Below are 14,932 nucleotides of genomic sequence, written 5' to 3' on the forward strand. Positions count from 1 at the left end.
TCACAAGCCAGGTGAAACAGTATTCAAACGGCCTTGAAATTCACATTCTAATCACTATTGGTAACCAGGACAGAACAATGCATAAACAAGACAGCTCGCCGATGACTTTCTCCAAAAACGATGTAGAAATTATTGCACGAGAAACACTTTATCGCGGTTTTTTTTCACTGGACCTTTATCGCTTTCGCCATCGTTTATTCAATGGCGAAATGAGCGGCGAGGTTCAGCGTGAAATTTTTGAGCGCGGGCACGCCGCAGTCTTGCTACCCTTTGACCCTGAGCGCGACGAAGTTGTGCTGGTAGAGCAGATCCGTATTGCGGCGTATGACACCAGTGAGAGTCCGTGGTTGCTGGAGATGGTTGCCGGGATGATCGAAGAGGGCGAAACCGTAGACGATGTTGCCCGCCGCGAGGCGATGGAAGAGGCCGGTCTTGACGTCAAACGAACGAAGCCGGTGTTGAGTTATCTGGCAAGCCCTGGCGGCACCAGTGAGCGCCTGTCAATTTTAGTGGGCGAAGTGGACGCCACGACCGCGAGCGGGATTCACGGTCTGGCGGATGAAAACGAAGATATTCGTGTTCATGTGGTAAGTCGGGAACAGGCATACCAGTGGGTGGAAGAGGGGAAAATCGACAACGCGGCGTCTGTCATCGCTTTGCAATGGCTGCAACTGCACTATCAAGAGTTAAAAAACGAGTGGAAAAAATGAAGCGTTATACACCTGACTTTCCTGAGATGATGCGCCTGTGCGAAACCAACTTTTCGCAATTGCGCCGCCTGCTGCCACGTAATGACGCACCCGGCGAAACAGTGAGCTATCAGGTGGCAAACGCACAATATCGGCTAACGATTGTGGAATCGACCCGATACACTACCCTGGTGGCGATTGAGCAGACCGCGCCTGCCATCACCTACTGGAGCCTGCCGTCGCTGACGGTGCGCCTGTATCATGATGCGATGGTGGCTGAAGTGTGTTCAAGTCAGCAGATCTTTCGCTTCAAAGCGCGGTATGATTATCCAAATAAAAAGTTGCATCAACGCGACGAAAAGCATCAAATTAATCAGTTTTTAGCTGATTGGTTAAGGTACTGTTTAGCACATGGAGCGATGGCGATTCCGGTTTACTAGCGTCGTGAAACCTAAGGACACCATTTGGAAAGCCTGTTAACCCTTCCTTTGGCTGGTGAGGCCAGAGTCAGGATTTTACAAATTACAGACACTCACCTGTTTGCCGCAAAGCACGAAACACTACTGGGCGTGAATACCTGGGAAAGCTACCGGGCCGTACTGGATGCGATCCATGCGCAGCAGATTGCGTTCGATCTGATCGTGGCAACGGGCGATTTGGCTCAGGATCAAAGTTCTGCGGCCTATCAGCATTTTGCTGAAGGCATCGCAAGCTTTCGTGCGCCCTGCGTTTGGTTGCCTGGCAACCACGATTTTCAACCCGCGATGTACAGTGCGCTACAGGATGCGGGGATCTCCCCGGCTAAACGCATCTGGATTGGCGAACAGTGGCAAATTTTGTTGCTGGACAGTCAGGTTTTTGGCGTTCCCCACGGCGAATTAAGTGAGTTCCAGCTTGAATGGCTGGAGCGTAAACTTGCCGATGCGCCGGAGCGAAATACGCTGCTGCTTCTGCATCACCACCCGCTGCCTGCGGGATGTAGCTGGCTTGACCAGCACAGTCTGCGCAACGCCGCGGAACTGGACAACATACTGGCGAACTATCCTCGCGTTAAGTATTTGTTGTGCGGGCATATTCATCAGGAACAGGATCTGGACTGGAACGGCCGTCGCCTGATGGCGACCCCGTCGACATGCGTTCAATTTAAGCCGCATTGCGCGAATTTCACGCTGGACACGATTGGTCCTGGCTGGCGTACGCTGGAGCTCTTTGCCGACGGTACGCTGAAAACGGAAGTCTGTCGTCTGCAGGGGACACAGTTCCGACCTGATACCGCTTCAGAAGGCTACTGATGTCTACGCTTCTTTATCTACACGGATTTAATAGTTCTCCTCGCTCGGCAAAGGCTTGCCTGCTCAAAGGCTGGCTGGCGGAGCATCATCCCCATGTTGAGATGGTGGTACCGCAATTACCGCCGTATCCTGCCGACGCGGCGGAGCTTCTGGAATCGATTGTGCTTGAACATGGCGGAGAATCGCTGGGTATCGTCGGTTCCTCGCTTGGCGGATATTACGCCACCTGGTTATCGCAATGTTTCATGTTACCGGCCGTGGTAGTAAACCCCGCAGTAAAACCCTTTGAACTGCTGGTCGACTATCTGGGTCAGAACGAGAACCCCTACACGGGGCAGCAATATGTGCTAGAGTCACGGCATATTTACGATCTTAAAGTCATGCAGATTGACCCGCTGGAAGCGCCGGATTTGATTTGGCTGCTGCAACAAACGGGGGATGAAGTGTTGGACTACCGCCAGGCGGTGGCGAATTACGCCTCCTGCCGTCAGACAGTGATTGAGGGCGGAAACCACGCATTCACAGGCTTCGAAGATTATTTCAACCAGATTGTCGATTTCCTTGGGCTGCACAGTTTTTGACGATCAACTCGAATTGCTAATTTAAACCATGACGCAAACTTATAACGCCGATGCCATTGAGGTACTCACTGGGCTTGAGCCGGTTCGCCGCCGCCCGGGGATGTACACAGATACCACACGCCCTAACCACATGGGTCAGGAAGTTATTGATAACAGTGTGGATGAAGCGCTTGCCGGGCACGCGAAACGTGTCGAGGTAATCCTTCATGCCGATCAGTCACTGGAAGTTATCGATGACGGTCGCGGTATGCCCGTCGATATCCATCCGGAAGAGGGCGTTCCGGCCATTGAGCTGATCCTTTGTCGGTTGCACGCAGGCGGTAAATTTTCTAATAAAAACTACCAGTTCTCCGGCGGCTTGCACGGCGTGGGGATCTCTGTGGTTAACGCCCTGTCAAAGCGTGTTGAAGTTGCCGTTCGCCGCGACGGTCAGATCCACAGTATCGCCTTTGAGCACGGTGAAAAGGTCGAAGATCTGCACGTTTCCGGCACCTGCGGTAAACGCAACACCGGAACCAGCGTCCACTTCTGGCCGGATGAAAGTTTCTTCGACAGCCCGCGTTTCTCCGCCTCCCGCCTGAGTCATCTGCTGAAAGCTAAAGCGGTACTCTGCCCGGGCGTTGAGATTATCTTTAAAGATAAGGTCAACGATACCGAACAGACCTGGCGCTACGACGATGGTTTAACGGACTATCTGAGCGAAGCGGTGAACGGTTTGCCGTTGCTGCCGGAAAAACCGTTTGTCGGTAACTTCTCCGGTGAAACGGAAGCGGTCGACTGGGCGCTGCTGTGGCTGCCGGAAGGCGGCGAGTTGCTCACCGAAAGCTACGTTAACCTGATCCCGACCATGCAGGGCGGTACCCACGTCAACGGCTTACGTCAGGGGCTGCTGGATGCCATGCGCGAATTCTGTGAATACCGCAATATTTTACCGCGCGGCGTGAAGCTGTCTGCGGAGGATATCTGGGATCGCTGCGCGTACGTGCTTTCCGTGAAGATGCAGGATCCGCAATTTGCCGGTCAGACCAAAGAACGCCTCTCTTCGCGTCAGTGCGCGGCCTTTGTTTCTGGCGTGGTGAAAGATGCCTTTAGCCTGTGGCTGAACCAGAACGTGCAGGCAGCGGAATTGCTGGCGGAAATGGCGATTTCTAGCGCGCAGCGCCGTTTGCGGGCGGCGAAAAAAGTGGTGCGTAAAAAACTGACCAGCGGCCCAGCGCTGCCGGGCAAACTGGCGGACTGCACTGCACAGGATCTCAACCGTACCGAACTGTTCCTTGTGGAAGGGGATTCGGCGGGCGGTTCTGCAAAACAGGCGCGCGATCGTGAGTATCAGGCGATCATGCCGCTGAAAGGTAAGATCCTAAACACCTGGGAAGTCTCCTCTGATGAAGTTCTCGCGTCGCAGGAGGTTCATGATATTTCTGTGGCGATCGGTATTGATCCCGATAGCGATGATTTAAGCCAACTGCGTTACGGCAAGATCTGTATTCTTGCGGATGCGGACTCCGATGGTTTGCACATTGCCACCTTGCTGTGCGCGCTGTTTGTGAAACACTTCCGTACGCTGGTGAAGCATGGACACGTCCACGTTGCGCTGCCGCCGCTATACCGTATCGATCTTGGCAAAGAGGTCTATTACGCGCTGACGGAAGAAGAAAAAGCCGGTGTTCTCGAGCAACTGAAGCGCAAGAAAGGCAAGCCGAACGTGCAGCGCTTTAAAGGGCTGGGCGAAATGAACCCGATGCAGTTGCGTGAAACCACGCTGGATCCGAACACCCGCCGCCTGGTGCAGCTCATCATTGATGACGAAGACGATCAGCGTACTAACGCGATGATGGATATGCTGCTGGCTAAGAAGCGGTCTGAAGATCGCCGCAACTGGCTGCAGGAGAAAGGCGACCTGGCGGATCTCGAAGGGTAATCGCACTCGCGCTTATGTGCCGGATAGCGACGCGAAAGCGTGTTATCCGGCCTGTCGTTCATGAAATAACCCACTGGCCGGATAAGGCGTTCATGCCACTATCCAGGATTACGATTTATGCGCCTTACGGTATTGTAACGGCGTCTCGCCGATACCCTTTTTAAACGCGCTGATAAAGTACGTCACGTCAGAAAACCCGACTCTGGCGGCAATCTCCCGCACGCTCTCCTCACTGTGGAGCAACCTTTCACAGGCCTTTCGTAGCCGCAATGTGTTCAGATAATCATGAATTTTCTCGCCCATTTCAGCGTGGAATTTTCGTGAAACGTAACTGCGTGATTTTCCTAACTCCTGCGCCAGCGCATCAAGACTGAATTTGTGCTGATAGTTCTCATCCAGCCAGAACATCACGAGGCTTGCAATACCGTGGCTGTTGCCGGGCGCGCTGTCATCATTTCCTGGCAGCATGGCAAACAGACCGATGAGCAGGCTGGCGATATTTTCGCTGTTCAGCGGCGGCTGATAACAGTCAAAGAGATGGACAACGTGCGTATGGCAGTGCGCGACATCGACAACCCACGCCTCTCCTCCGCGCCGGGACAGTTTCTGCAATCGTTGCTGGGTTTGCGGGAAATCGCGCAGAGTTTTCAATATCGCGTGGTGATCGAAATGAATAATGGTGCGGCGGTAAATCGCCACGGCCTGCTCATCCACCATCACTTTATGCAGGGTAAACGGCGGGAAGAAAAACAGCCGTCCGGGGCGCATGGTGTAGTGACGATTATCGACAATCGCCACGCCAAACCCCTCTTCGACATAGAGAATTTCCAGGCACTGATGCCAGTGGTGATAACGCACGGTATTGGCAAATAGCCGACTGAACGACACGGTGGCGTCGTTTAAGGCAATCAGCTCTAGATGATCGGATTTTGGCGTGTCGCGCATAGTGCAATAAAACTCAATTTTTACCTCTCACACTGCATTTATAAACCACCTTTTTAAATTTTCTCAACTATGAGTTTATTCATCTCTTGTCGCTGTGACATGGCTAACATTTCTACGCCGCCCTGATTCACTATCCTTTGCCGCAGTTGATTATGAGGACGAGCGTATGTTGGCGGCAAATAGAGAAAAATCAAATCCGTTGTCTTCCCGTCGGGATGTCGTGGCAGCGTTAAACGCGATGCTGGGCGCGCTGGACAAACAATTCCCGCAGGAGAGTTCCCGCTTTTCTCTGGGCGATACCTGTGCGCACTACGCCACGGATATTGCGCAGATGGAAGGACTTTCCCGCGCACTGTGGGGGCTGTTCCCGCTGATGGCGTCCGGTGACGCCACGCCGTTTGGCGACAAATACATCACGGCTATTAAGCTGGGAACCGATCCACACAGCGCAGGCTACTGGGGTGAAACGGCGCCGTACGACCAGCGTCTGGTAGAGATGGCGGCGTATGGCCTGGGGCTTTCGCTATTGCAGGATAAGCTCACCGCCAGATTTAGCGAACGCGAGTTACAGAACCTGCATTCATGGCTGAATCAAATCACCGATGCGCAGATGCCGGACAGCAACTGGAACTATTTTGCCATTATGGTTCAGCTCGGTTTTAAACGCGCCGGACTGCCGTTTGACCAGGGCGCTATCGACCGTCGTTTCGCCATGATGGAGGAATATTACCTGGGCGATGGCTGGTATTCCGACGGCTCAGGTCGCCCGAAAGATTACTACATCTCGATGGCGTTTCACTTCTACGGTCTGATCTACGCCACGCTCAGCGGTGACGAGGAGAGGTCTGCGGTACTGCGTGACCGCGCGCGCCTGTTTGCCGAAGACTTTATCTACATGTCTGCCGCCGACGGCGCATCTATCCCCTTTGGCCGCAGCCTGACCTACCGTTTTGCGATGGTCGCCTTCTGGAGCGCGGTGGCGTTTTCTGAGCTGGATGTCTTCACGCCAGGCGTCGTGAAAGGGGTGATCCTGCGCCATCTGCGCTGGTGGCAGCAGCAGCCGATCTGCGATCGCGATGGCATTCTGACGCTGGGTTTCGCGTACCCCAATCTGGCGATGTGCGAAGACTACAACTCGCCGGGATCGCCGTACTGGGCGTTAAAAACGTACCTGATCCTCGCGCTGAACGAGAACCATCCATTCTGGCAGGCGCAGGAACAGCCGTTGCCAGAACGCGCTGAAAAACACCTGATCCCCAATGCGCAGCAGATTTTGATCCACGCAGAGCAATCGCAGCACGTCACGATGCTCACCGCAGGGCAACTGGAGCTGAATAACTACGTCAACACCGAGGCGAAATACACCAAATTTGCCTATTCCAGCCGCTTTGGATTCACCATTGAGCGTGGGCGTTACGGTCTTAAACACGCTGCCTGCGACTCGATGCTGCTGCTCTCTGACGGCGATAACTACTTCCGTGGTCGTCGCGACTGCGAGGACGTGCGCGTCGATGAGAATTTCATTTTCTCGCGCTGGTCGCCGTGGCATGACGTGCATATCGACACCTGGCTGGTGCCGTTCGGCGAGTGGCATCTGCGTCTGCATCGCATTAATAGCGCGCGTACCCTGCAAACGGTAGAGGGCGGTTTTGCGGTCATAAAAACCGAACACCAGATACAGGAGAAAGGCTGTTATCTGAACGCGGAAAACGGCAGCAGCGTGATTATTGATTTGTCTCCCGTGATTGCCCGCGCGCCCGACAGCGTCGTCACGCCGCCGAACAGCAGCATTATGTTTGCGCAGTGCGCCTCTATTCCTGTGCTCACCACCGAGATTCCCGTGGGTGAAAGCTGGCTCTGTTGCGCCGTCACAGCTTCAGGCAAACAGAAAAACGACGCGGTGACTCCGCAACTGCACATCAACAGCGACCAGGTCGTGATTCACGAACCGGGAAACGAACGTCAATTGGCATTCTTTATCTAATCACTCGGGATATCCCGGCGAGGATGGTATGAAAAATACATCAACGAATAACAGAACTGAATATTACAAAATCAGTACTTTTATTTTTCTCTACTTTTTTACCTGGTCAGCCAGTATTGGCTTGCTGGCTATTTGGCTCGGCCAAAAGGCGAATCTGAGCGGTTCGGTCATTGGCACCGTCTTTGCGGTTAACGGCGTCTTCGCCGTTATTCTGAAACCGATTTACGGCTATATTCTCGATAAAATCGGCATGAGCAAATACCTGCTCTATTTTGTGGTGGCGATGTCGGCGCTGATGGCACCGTTCTTTATTTACGTCTATCAGCCGCTGTTAATGTCCAACACCATGCTCGGGATTATTATCGGGGCGCTCTATTTGAGCTTTGCCTGGTATGCGGGCGTGGCGGCGTGCGAATCCTATTCTGATCGTTTTAGCCGCCTGAACGGGATGGAGTTTGGCCAGATCAGAATGTGGGGATCGCTCGGCTGGGCGGTGGCGTCCTCGTTCTCCGGCCTGCTGTTTAACCTCTCTCCGGCGTATAACTTTATGATGGGCAGCGTCGCGTCGGTCATCATGCTGATTGTCCTGCTGAACCTGAAAGTGAACACTGACTCCGTTCACGCCGGGGAAGTACTGACCAAAGAGAAAATCGCGCCGTCGGACGTTTATGCGCTGCTGCGTAATCGCAAATTCTGGGCCTTCTGCCTGTACGTGGCGGGCGTAGCGTGGATGATGTTTATTGCCGAACAACAGTTCTCGCGTTATTTCGTTACCTTCTTTGATGACGTGCAACAGGGCAACGCGGTGTTTGGCTACCTGGGCACGGTGCAGTCGGGAATGGAGTTCCTGATGTATATGGTTATCCCGCTGTTTGTGAATTTCATTGGTGCCAAGCGCGGATTATTAATTGTGGGATTGGTGGTGGGCGCGCGTCTGATTATTTCCGGGATGTGTGATTCGCACTTGTTAATTTCGATTCTCAAACCGCTGTATGGTCTGGAAATCTGTCTGCTGCTGGTGTCGGTATTTAAATACATCGCCGAGCATTTCGATAAACGCGTTAACGCCACTATGTATTTATTAGGTTATCAGGCGATGCTGTATGTCGGAAACGTGGTGGTGTCATCACCGGCCGGATATCTGTACGACCGCATTGGTTTTGAACAGACCTATATCATCATGGGCGCCACGGCGCTGACCTTTACCCTGATTTCTGCCTTTACGTTATCCGCCTGCCAGAGCAAATGGCGCGGGACGCAGACCATGAACGTTGCAGAACACCATCCATCACGCTAATTACAGCTTTAAAAGAAGGAACCGAAATATGTTAAGTTGTATCGTAGAGGAACGCCTGGCCGATATTCCTGCGCCCGTTGATGCCCACGCATTTAACGATGAATTATGTTCCGCGCGCGGCCATGTCCTCGAACTGATTCGCCGTCATTTAACGGAGTTCGGTGAAAAATTTCCGGCGGAAACCTGCCAGGACGGATTTTACCCGCTGACGGAAAACGTGGAGTGGACGACCAGTTTCTGGACTGGCCAACTGTGGCTGGCGTGGGAGATGAGTGGGGATGAGGCATTCCGCCAATGTGCAGAAAAAAATGTGCGTTCGTTTGGCCTGCGCATCGCCGGGCGCAACGACACCAATACCCATGATTTAGGTTTTCTGTACACCCTCTCATGCGTGGCGGCCTGGCGTCTGACGGGCAATCGCGAGGCGCGCGGTTTCTCGCTGCTGGCTGCCGAAGCCCTGCTTGAGCGCTTCCACGAGAAGGCGAAGATCATCCAGGCGTGGGGCGATCTGTCTGATCCTGAACAAGCCGGGCGGATGATTATCGACTGTAATATGAACCTGCCGCTGCTTTACTGGGCAACCGAGCAGACTGGCGATCCGCGTTTTGCAGACGCGGCGAAAGCGCACGTGATGCAGGCAGCGACGTACCTGATTCGTGAGGATGCGTCCACGTTCCACACCTATTATATGGACGTGATAACGGGCGCGCCGCGTTACGGCAATACCCAGCAGGGCTACGCGGACGACTCCTGCTGGTCGCGCGGCCAGGCGTGGGGAATTTACGGCTTTCTGCTGAGCTATATCTACACCGGCGACAAGACGATGATTGCTCTGTCGAAACGGCTGGCGAACTACTTCCTGAACCGTCTGCCGGAAGATTATGTCTGTCACTGGGATCTGGCGCTGGTCGGCACCAACGCATTGCGTGATTCTTCGTCGGCGGCAATCGCGGTGTGCGGGCTGCTGGAGTTAGTGAAACACCTGCCGGTCACCGATCCTGATCGAGAGCGTTATCTGGCGTGGGCGAAAGGGATCATGTCATCGCTGACGAAACACTACCTGATGGGCAAAGACGAGAAGGGGAATGGTCTGCTGAAGCACTCGGTTTACCATCTGGCGAGCAACAAGGGCGTGGATGAGTGCGCAAGCTGGGGCGATTATTTCTACGTTGAGGCGCTGGTGCGGTTTACCCAGAGCTGGAAGTTGTACTGGTAATAAAAAAGCCCGGTGGCTAGCGCTTACCGGGCCTGAAGATTAAGTTTTAAGGTTTTCCTGGCCGGGTAAACGCAATGCTGCCCGGCAATACCACTGAACTTAAATCCCTTGCTCCAGAATACGAATATTCGTTTCCAGCACGTCGCTTTTAACAGCTTCGCTCCAGGCTTTCATGTGTGGGGTTTGCAGATGCGCTTCAAGATGCGCCACGCTTTCCCACAGTTCGATCATCACGATTGAATCAGGGGCGGTGGTCTGGAAGCTCACACCCGCGGCGTGATCGACCATCGGCGCATAGCCGTGACAACCTTCTTCTCTCAAGACAGTAGGGACGATTTTAGCGAACTGTTCCAGTACCGCCTGGCGGTGGTGTTGGCCTGGACGCGTACGGATTTCAGCAATGACTGTAAGCATGGTTAACTCCTTCTATACCCGGCATACTTCAAGCTGCAGCTGCGTTGGCTGCAACTCGAATTACTGGGGGCTAATTTTGAATGACCAGTTAACCAAAAATTTCGCTCAGATGCTTGCGATATTCTGCGATATAGCGTGGGACGTCCGGCATTTTAATCACGTCATTGACGATAAAGGTCGGCAGCGGATCCATCCCCAGGAACTGGTTAGCTTTATGGAACGGCAGGTATGCGCCGTCCACGCCCACGCCTTCAAAGAATTGATCTTTCTCGGTGAAGGCTTCCATCGGTGCGTTCCAGGTCAGCGAGAGCATATATTTTTTGCCCTGAATCAGACCGCCTGAACCGTACTTCTTCGAGGCGTCTGAACGGGTGCGTCCATCGCTGGCGTACAGGATGCCGTGACCTTCAGTGAAAACGTCATCAATGTATTTTTTAACTGTCCACGGCGCGCCCATCCACCAGCCTGGCATCTGCCAGATGATTGTATCGGCCCAGACGAAGTTCTGAATTTCGGTGTTGATGTCGTAATCGCTGTCGGCACGGACGACTTTAACATCATGCCCGAGGTCGCGCAGGAGGCCATCCGCGACCTCGGTCAGGGTGTCATTCAACTGACCATTGGAATGGGCGAATTTTTTCGCGCCGTTGATAATCAGAATGTTGCTCATTATTTGTCCTCACAGGAATGCGTTTGAAGGCAATTTTACGCGGATGAACGCCCTGGTAAAATGAGCAAAATGTGCAAAGTCTTTTGCTAATTTAGCAATAATTTTTTGAGAGACCAGAGTGGTTAGCTAAGGCTAAATGAATTCTGAATTGTGTGTAACTGATAGGTAGCGTTTTTTTTTATCACAGTGAAGGAATAAATTGTCTGTAGCTGAGTTATCCAAAAACACCAATATACAGGGAGTAATCATGGCAAATATTATATATGCGACTGTTACCGGTGAAAAACAGGGCGTGATTTCTGCTGATTGTGGAACAATTGCTTCTATCGGTAATAAATATCAAATAAACCACGCTGATGAAATTTTTGTCCTGCAATTCGATCATTCCATGAGTCGAGAGCATAATGTTTTACATCATCCTGTGAAATTTTATAAACCGATAGATAAGTCATCACCCTTGTTAAATGCTGCGATATCTGAAAATGAAAAACTATCTGTTGTATTTGACTTTTACAGAACAGCTTCTGGTGGTGGTATTGAACGATTTTACTCTATTGAGTTACAAGAAGCTTATTTGTCTAACATTTCATCCTGCTATCCTCATGTGCTAACACATGCAGGTAATCAGCCAGAGGAAGTCGTTATGCTGAGCTATAAAAATATCACGTGGAAACATCTTATAGCAGGTACTGAGTCATATAGCTTCTGGGAAGAAAGGGTTTTCTAACGATGAAAAACGATTTTATGCTGAGGAACCGTTTCTGTACCATCCCACAGACAAAATTTCGGAAATGGGATGAAATTGATGTTTTGTTTTGGAAGTTGGGTATAAATGATGCCCGTGGACGTTCAGGAGTCTTTTATTTGAATGCCTATAAAGATGCATATGTACAATACAACAGAGATAAAATCATTAATAATGCTAATGTTGCGGGGATACGCCCCGACCTGCTTGGTGCAGTAGCATGGATTGAATCAGGGGGAATGCCTGAAAATTTTAAATTTCAGGTTTTTGAAGCTAAAAGGATGATTGGGTGGGGGAGCAAATCTGCAGATAAAACATCATTTGGTTCTGTAGCTGCACAGATACGCGTCGCGGCTGTTACACTTGGTCTTGATCCTTCGGAGCTTACTACCAGGGATCAGTTGGAGTTAGCAACTTGCCTCATGGAGGATGATTTTAACTTGCGAGTAACAGCAAATTATTTGAGAGATCTTATTCTCTATGATTATCCTGATGTAGCAACACTTTATATTACCAATGAGCAATACATAATGGCAGGTGTGAGGTATAATCGGGGAGTTCAAAGGCGTTTAGAAGATTTTATCCGATTAATAAGAAACGTACCCAAACGAGGTACGGAAGACTATAACTATATATCCTATGGTATGAGATTGCTGGAAATAAGAGAACATATCAGAACATTGCTTAGGGAATAATTGTATATGTTAAAAGAAAAAACAATATCCATACTTGAAGTATCTATATACATAGTCCTTGCGTATTGGTTAACTGATACATTATTTGCCTTCAATAAATACGGTTGGATGCTTGAGCCGAATGACTCAATCTGTAGTATACCTGTCGTATCAAACGATAATCGCGGTTTGCAGGCTGCCGTTGCAGCATTTTTTCTGCTCACGCCGCTTATCATTACCCTCATCAGAAAACTCTATGTCCGAAGAATGTTTGAGTTCTGGTTATATTGTCTCTCGGTAGCCACCTGTCTTTTCTTTGGCTGGTGGCTTTTTTGGGGGCGTTATTTATATTGCCACTGAGTCTGGTCTACCAACTGACCTTAGCTTCAAAACCACCTTCCGGAGTGTTGTCAAACGTCACCTCCATACCATGCAATGCGGCGATCCGGCGAACGATCGACAGGCCCAGCCCGCTGCCTGTCACGCTCTGTCCCGGTGGGCGATAAAAACGTTCGCCGATGTGGGGCAGAATGTCGGGCGCCACGCCGGGGCCATTATCGGTCACGGTAAAACAGCGCGCCTGTAAGGTCACGTTCACGATGCTACCCTGCGGGCTGTAGCGAATGGCGTTATCCAGCAGATTTCGTACCAGTAAACTCAGCAGCAGCGGCTGCGCGGTGCGAATAACATTGTGTGCATTAATGTTCAGACGCACATCGATGCGGGCCTGCTGCGCCAGATGATAAATCTCCATCACCGCGGATTGCAGAACCTCCTCCAGAGAGAGTTCTGCCACATCCTGTAGATTGTCGAGCGAGTCGAGCCGTGAAAGGGTTAAGAGTTGATCCACCAGACGTGTGGCGCGGTCAATGCCTGCATGAAGTTGCGCAAGCGCTTTTTCCCGCGCCTTCGGATCGTCGTCAGAGAGTTGCGCCACTTCAGCCTGGACTTTCAGCGCCGTTAAGGGGCTGCGCAGTTCATGGGCCGCATCTGAGGTGAAGCGTCGTTCACGCACCATCATTGAGTGCGTGCGGATAAATAACTGATTGAGTGCTTCAACCAGCGGGCGGACTTCACTGGGGACGCCTTTAGGATCAAGCGGCTCCTCTGATTCCGGGGCGCGCACACGCAGCGTTTGCGCCAGTTTTTTCAACGGTTTGAGTTCCCAACTGAGCAACACAATGAGTATCAGCAGCATCAGTGGGAGGGCGATAAGCCAGGGGGTGAGTTGCGCCGTGACGATCGCCAACGCCATATCTTCGCGGTATTCCCACTCTTGCCCCGCCACAATACGGTATTTACCGTCGGCGGAAGTTAACCAGATAAACCGCCATTTATCGTTATCCCCGTTCAGCCGACCATCATCAAAGCCATCCCGACGGTAACTGTAGGGAATGTCCCGTCCGTTATCGCCATCGTGCAGCACCATTCTGCCGTCGCGGGTGTACACCGCAAAGGCCAGAACATCGTCATCGACGTGGCCGTGTTTGAATTTTTTTGGCGTGCGCGCCATTCGCTCTGACGCGTTGATGTCGTTAATATCCAGCGCGCTCAAACGTTTGGCAAACAGCATCAGTTGCGTGTCAAACAGCTCATCAACGTTGTCGGTTGTTTTCTTCCACGCGACAAAGCTGGAAACCGCCCAGGTCAGGGATGCCAGGATCAGAAAGATCAGGGTTAACCTGACCCGCAGGCTGAGACGTTGCGTTAATTTCATGCGTCACCCAGGGTGTAGCCAATTCCATGCACGGTACGGATAAAGTCGCTGCCGAGTTTGCGGCGCAGATGATGGACATGCACTTCAACGGCATTGCTGGAGACGTCATCGTCCCAGCTATACAGTTTTTCTTCGATGAGTTTGCGCGGCAGAACGCGCCCGCTGTTGCGCATAAGCAGTTCCAGCAGCGCAAATTCTTTCGGTTTGAGCGGTAAAGGTTCCCCCGCCAGTGTCGCCATCAGGTTGCCGGGATTGAGCACCACCTGTCCGTGGCGCAGTTCGCTGCTGGCCTGGCCGTTGGCACGGCGCACCAGCGCCTCCAGTCGGGCGGCGACTTCGATGAGCGCAAAGGGTTTGCAGAGGTAGTCGTCTGCGCCGAGACGCAAACCTTCAACACGTTCCGCCAGCGCATCACGCGCCGTCAAAATCAATACCGGCTCGCGTTTACCGTTTTCACGCCACTCGCGCAGAATTTCCCGCCCGTCCATTCCCGGCAGCGTCAGGTCGAGGATCACCGCATCATAAGGGGCGCTGTAGAGCGCTTCTTTACCCAGGCGTCCTTCGGTAAACCAGTCGACGTTGAATCCCATTTTACCCAGACCCGCTTTGATGCCATCGCCAATCAACGCGTCATCTTCTACCAGTAAAATTCGCATGATATTCGTCCCTGCAGTGATTCAGACTGTGGTCAGTAAACCTCGGCGCTGCGGGTGATGTACAGAAATAAAATCTCTTTTTTTGGCTTAAGAAGTTGTTAAGAATTAACGTATTTAATGGACGTCTAACA

General features: G+C 52.0%; 16 protein-coding genes. 11 read left to right on the forward strand and 5 right to left on the reverse strand.

The window, feature by feature from the left end; translation table 11 throughout:
• Nucleotides 1–77: 77 nt before the first annotated feature.
• The 5 genes from nudF to parE are packed head-to-tail and all read left to right on the forward strand — an operon-like array spanning nt 78 to nt 4,483.
• On the forward strand, nt 78–710 hold the full coding sequence (nudF, locus tag ACO7SM_RS03090) for an ADP-ribose diphosphatase (RefSeq protein ID WP_490469638.1): 633 nt from the start codon (nt 78–80) through the stop codon (nt 708–710).
• On the forward strand, nt 707–1,129 hold the full coding sequence (locus tag ACO7SM_RS03095; protein WP_012135164.1) for a DUF1249 family protein: 423 nt from the start codon (nt 707–709) through the stop codon (nt 1,127–1,129). Before nudF ends, ACO7SM_RS03095 begins: the two co-directional genes overlap by 4 nt.
• A gap of 24 nt (nt 1,130–1,153) precedes the next feature.
• On the forward strand, nt 1,154–1,981 hold the full coding sequence (gene cpdA / locus ACO7SM_RS03100; protein WP_490469639.1) for a 3',5'-cyclic-AMP phosphodiesterase: 828 nt from the start codon (nt 1,154–1,156) through the stop codon (nt 1,979–1,981).
• A complete protein-coding gene (gene yqiA / locus ACO7SM_RS03105; protein ID WP_490469640.1) occupies nt 1,981–2,562 on the forward strand; it encodes an esterase YqiA in 582 nt (193 codons plus the stop codon). Before cpdA ends, yqiA begins: the two co-directional genes overlap by 1 nt.
• Nucleotides 2,563–2,590: 28 nt before the next feature.
• Nucleotides 2,591–4,483 carry a DNA topoisomerase IV subunit B gene (gene parE / locus ACO7SM_RS03110; protein ID WP_490469641.1) on the forward strand — a complete coding sequence of 631 codons (1,893 nt, stop codon included), beginning with the start codon at nt 2,591–2,593 and terminating at the stop codon, nt 4,481–4,483.
• 108 nt (nt 4,484–4,591) lie between these two features.
• Here the strand turns inward: parE and ACO7SM_RS03115 are convergent, their stop codons facing one another.
• Nucleotides 4,592–5,428, reverse strand: coding sequence for a helix-turn-helix transcriptional regulator (locus ACO7SM_RS03115; RefSeq protein WP_490469642.1), 837 nt, complete (start codon nt 5,426–5,428; stop codon nt 4,592–4,594).
• 166 nt (nt 5,429–5,594) lie between these two features.
• On the opposite strand from ACO7SM_RS03115, the gene ACO7SM_RS03120 reads away from it, so the two are divergent.
• From ACO7SM_RS03120 to ACO7SM_RS03130, 3 genes are read left to right on the forward strand one after another with little or no spacing between them, the layout of a single operon-like run.
• Nucleotides 5,595–7,412 (forward strand): DUF2264 domain-containing protein, encoded by a 1,818-nt coding sequence (locus tag ACO7SM_RS03120; protein ID WP_490469643.1) that lies wholly within the window; start codon nt 5,595–5,597, stop codon nt 7,410–7,412.
• A 28-nt stretch (nt 7,413–7,440) separates the two neighbouring features.
• Nucleotides 7,441–8,709 (forward strand): oligosaccharide MFS transporter, encoded by a 1,269-nt coding sequence (locus tag ACO7SM_RS03125; RefSeq protein WP_490469644.1) that lies wholly within the window; start codon nt 7,441–7,443, stop codon nt 8,707–8,709.
• A gap of 28 nt (nt 8,710–8,737) precedes the next feature.
• Nucleotides 8,738–9,925, forward strand: coding sequence for a glycoside hydrolase family 88 protein (locus ACO7SM_RS03130; protein WP_490469645.1), 1,188 nt, complete (start codon nt 8,738–8,740; stop codon nt 9,923–9,925).
• Nucleotides 9,926–10,024: 99 nt separating this feature from the next.
• Here the strand turns inward: ACO7SM_RS03130 and ACO7SM_RS03135 are convergent, their stop codons facing one another.
• The gene (locus tag ACO7SM_RS03135; RefSeq protein WP_490469646.1) at nt 10,025–10,339 is read right to left on the reverse strand and encodes a putative quinol monooxygenase; all 315 of its coding nucleotides are present in this window, start codon (nt 10,337–10,339) and stop codon (nt 10,025–10,027) included.
• 88 nt (nt 10,340–10,427) lie between these two features.
• Complete coding sequence (locus tag ACO7SM_RS03140; RefSeq protein WP_192613503.1) at nt 10,428–11,009, reverse strand: NAD(P)H-dependent oxidoreductase; 582 nt, start codon at nt 11,007–11,009, stop codon at nt 10,428–10,430.
• 247 nt (nt 11,010–11,256) lie between these two features.
• On the opposite strand from ACO7SM_RS03140, the gene ACO7SM_RS03145 reads away from it, so the two are divergent.
• Genes ACO7SM_RS03145 through ACO7SM_RS03155 form a run of 3 tightly spaced genes read left to right on the forward strand, consistent with a single transcriptional unit; the run spans nt 11,257 to nt 12,788 of the window.
• Nucleotides 11,257–11,736: an Hcp family type VI secretion system effector gene (locus ACO7SM_RS03145; protein WP_490469647.1), complete on the forward strand. Its 480-nt coding sequence runs from the start codon at nt 11,257–11,259 to the stop codon at nt 11,734–11,736.
• Between the two features lie 2 nt (nt 11,737–11,738).
• Nucleotides 11,739–12,449, forward strand: coding sequence for a hypothetical protein (locus ACO7SM_RS03150; RefSeq protein ID WP_490469648.1), 711 nt, complete (start codon nt 11,739–11,741; stop codon nt 12,447–12,449).
• Nucleotides 12,450–12,455: 6 nt separating this feature from the next.
• Nucleotides 12,456–12,788, forward strand: coding sequence for a DUF2645 family protein (locus ACO7SM_RS03155; protein WP_490469649.1), 333 nt, complete (start codon nt 12,456–12,458; stop codon nt 12,786–12,788).
• A gap of 7 nt (nt 12,789–12,795) precedes the next feature.
• Here ACO7SM_RS03155 and qseC read toward each other — a convergent pair whose 3' ends face one another.
• Nucleotides 12,796–14,145: a quorum sensing histidine kinase QseC gene (gene qseC, locus ACO7SM_RS03160; RefSeq protein ID WP_490469650.1), complete on the reverse strand. Its 1,350-nt coding sequence runs from the start codon at nt 14,143–14,145 to the stop codon at nt 12,796–12,798.
• Nucleotides 14,142–14,801 carry a quorum sensing response regulator transcription factor QseB gene (gene qseB, locus ACO7SM_RS03165; protein WP_490469651.1) on the reverse strand — a complete coding sequence of 220 codons (660 nt, stop codon included), beginning with the start codon at nt 14,799–14,801 and terminating at the stop codon, nt 14,142–14,144. The genes qseC and qseB overlap by 4 nt, the downstream gene beginning before the upstream one ends.
• Nucleotides 14,802–14,932: the final 131 nt, after the last annotated feature.

Source organism: Citrobacter sp. LJND-P06 (assembly GCF_058188415.1).

Coding starts and splice junctions, on each gene's coding strand:
- qseC (WP_490469650.1), bottom strand. CDS start 14,145: ATGAAATTAACGCAACGTCTCAGCCTGCGGGTCAGGTTAACCCTGATC.
- ACO7SM_RS03155 (WP_490469649.1), top strand. CDS start 12,456: ATGTTAAAAGAAAAAACAATATCCATACTTGAAGTATCTATATACATA.
- ACO7SM_RS03150 (WP_490469648.1), top strand. CDS start 11,739: ATGAAAAACGATTTTATGCTGAGGAACCGTTTCTGTACCATCCCACAG.
- ACO7SM_RS03145 (WP_490469647.1), top strand. CDS start 11,257: ATGGCAAATATTATATATGCGACTGTTACCGGTGAAAAACAGGGCGTG.
- yqiA (WP_490469640.1), top strand. CDS start 1,981: ATGTCTACGCTTCTTTATCTACACGGATTTAATAGTTCTCCTCGCTCG.
- ACO7SM_RS03140 (WP_192613503.1), bottom strand. CDS start 11,009: ATGAGCAACATTCTGATTATCAACGGCGCGAAAAAATTCGCCCATTCC.
- qseB (WP_490469651.1), bottom strand. CDS start 14,801: ATGCGAATTTTACTGGTAGAAGATGACGCGTTGATTGGCGATGGCATC.
- nudF (WP_490469638.1), top strand. CDS start 78: ATGCATAAACAAGACAGCTCGCCGATGACTTTCTCCAAAAACGATGTA.
- ACO7SM_RS03130 (WP_490469645.1), top strand. CDS start 8,738: ATGTTAAGTTGTATCGTAGAGGAACGCCTGGCCGATATTCCTGCGCCC.
- ACO7SM_RS03120 (WP_490469643.1), top strand. CDS start 5,595: ATGTTGGCGGCAAATAGAGAAAAATCAAATCCGTTGTCTTCCCGTCGG.
- ACO7SM_RS03095 (WP_012135164.1), top strand. CDS start 707: ATGAAGCGTTATACACCTGACTTTCCTGAGATGATGCGCCTGTGCGAA.
- ACO7SM_RS03135 (WP_490469646.1), bottom strand. CDS start 10,339: ATGCTTACAGTCATTGCTGAAATCCGTACGCGTCCAGGCCAACACCAC.
- parE (WP_490469641.1), top strand. CDS start 2,591: ATGACGCAAACTTATAACGCCGATGCCATTGAGGTACTCACTGGGCTT.
- ACO7SM_RS03125 (WP_490469644.1), top strand. CDS start 7,441: ATGAAAAATACATCAACGAATAACAGAACTGAATATTACAAAATCAGT.
- ACO7SM_RS03115 (WP_490469642.1), bottom strand. CDS start 5,428: ATGCGCGACACGCCAAAATCCGATCATCTAGAGCTGATTGCCTTAAAC.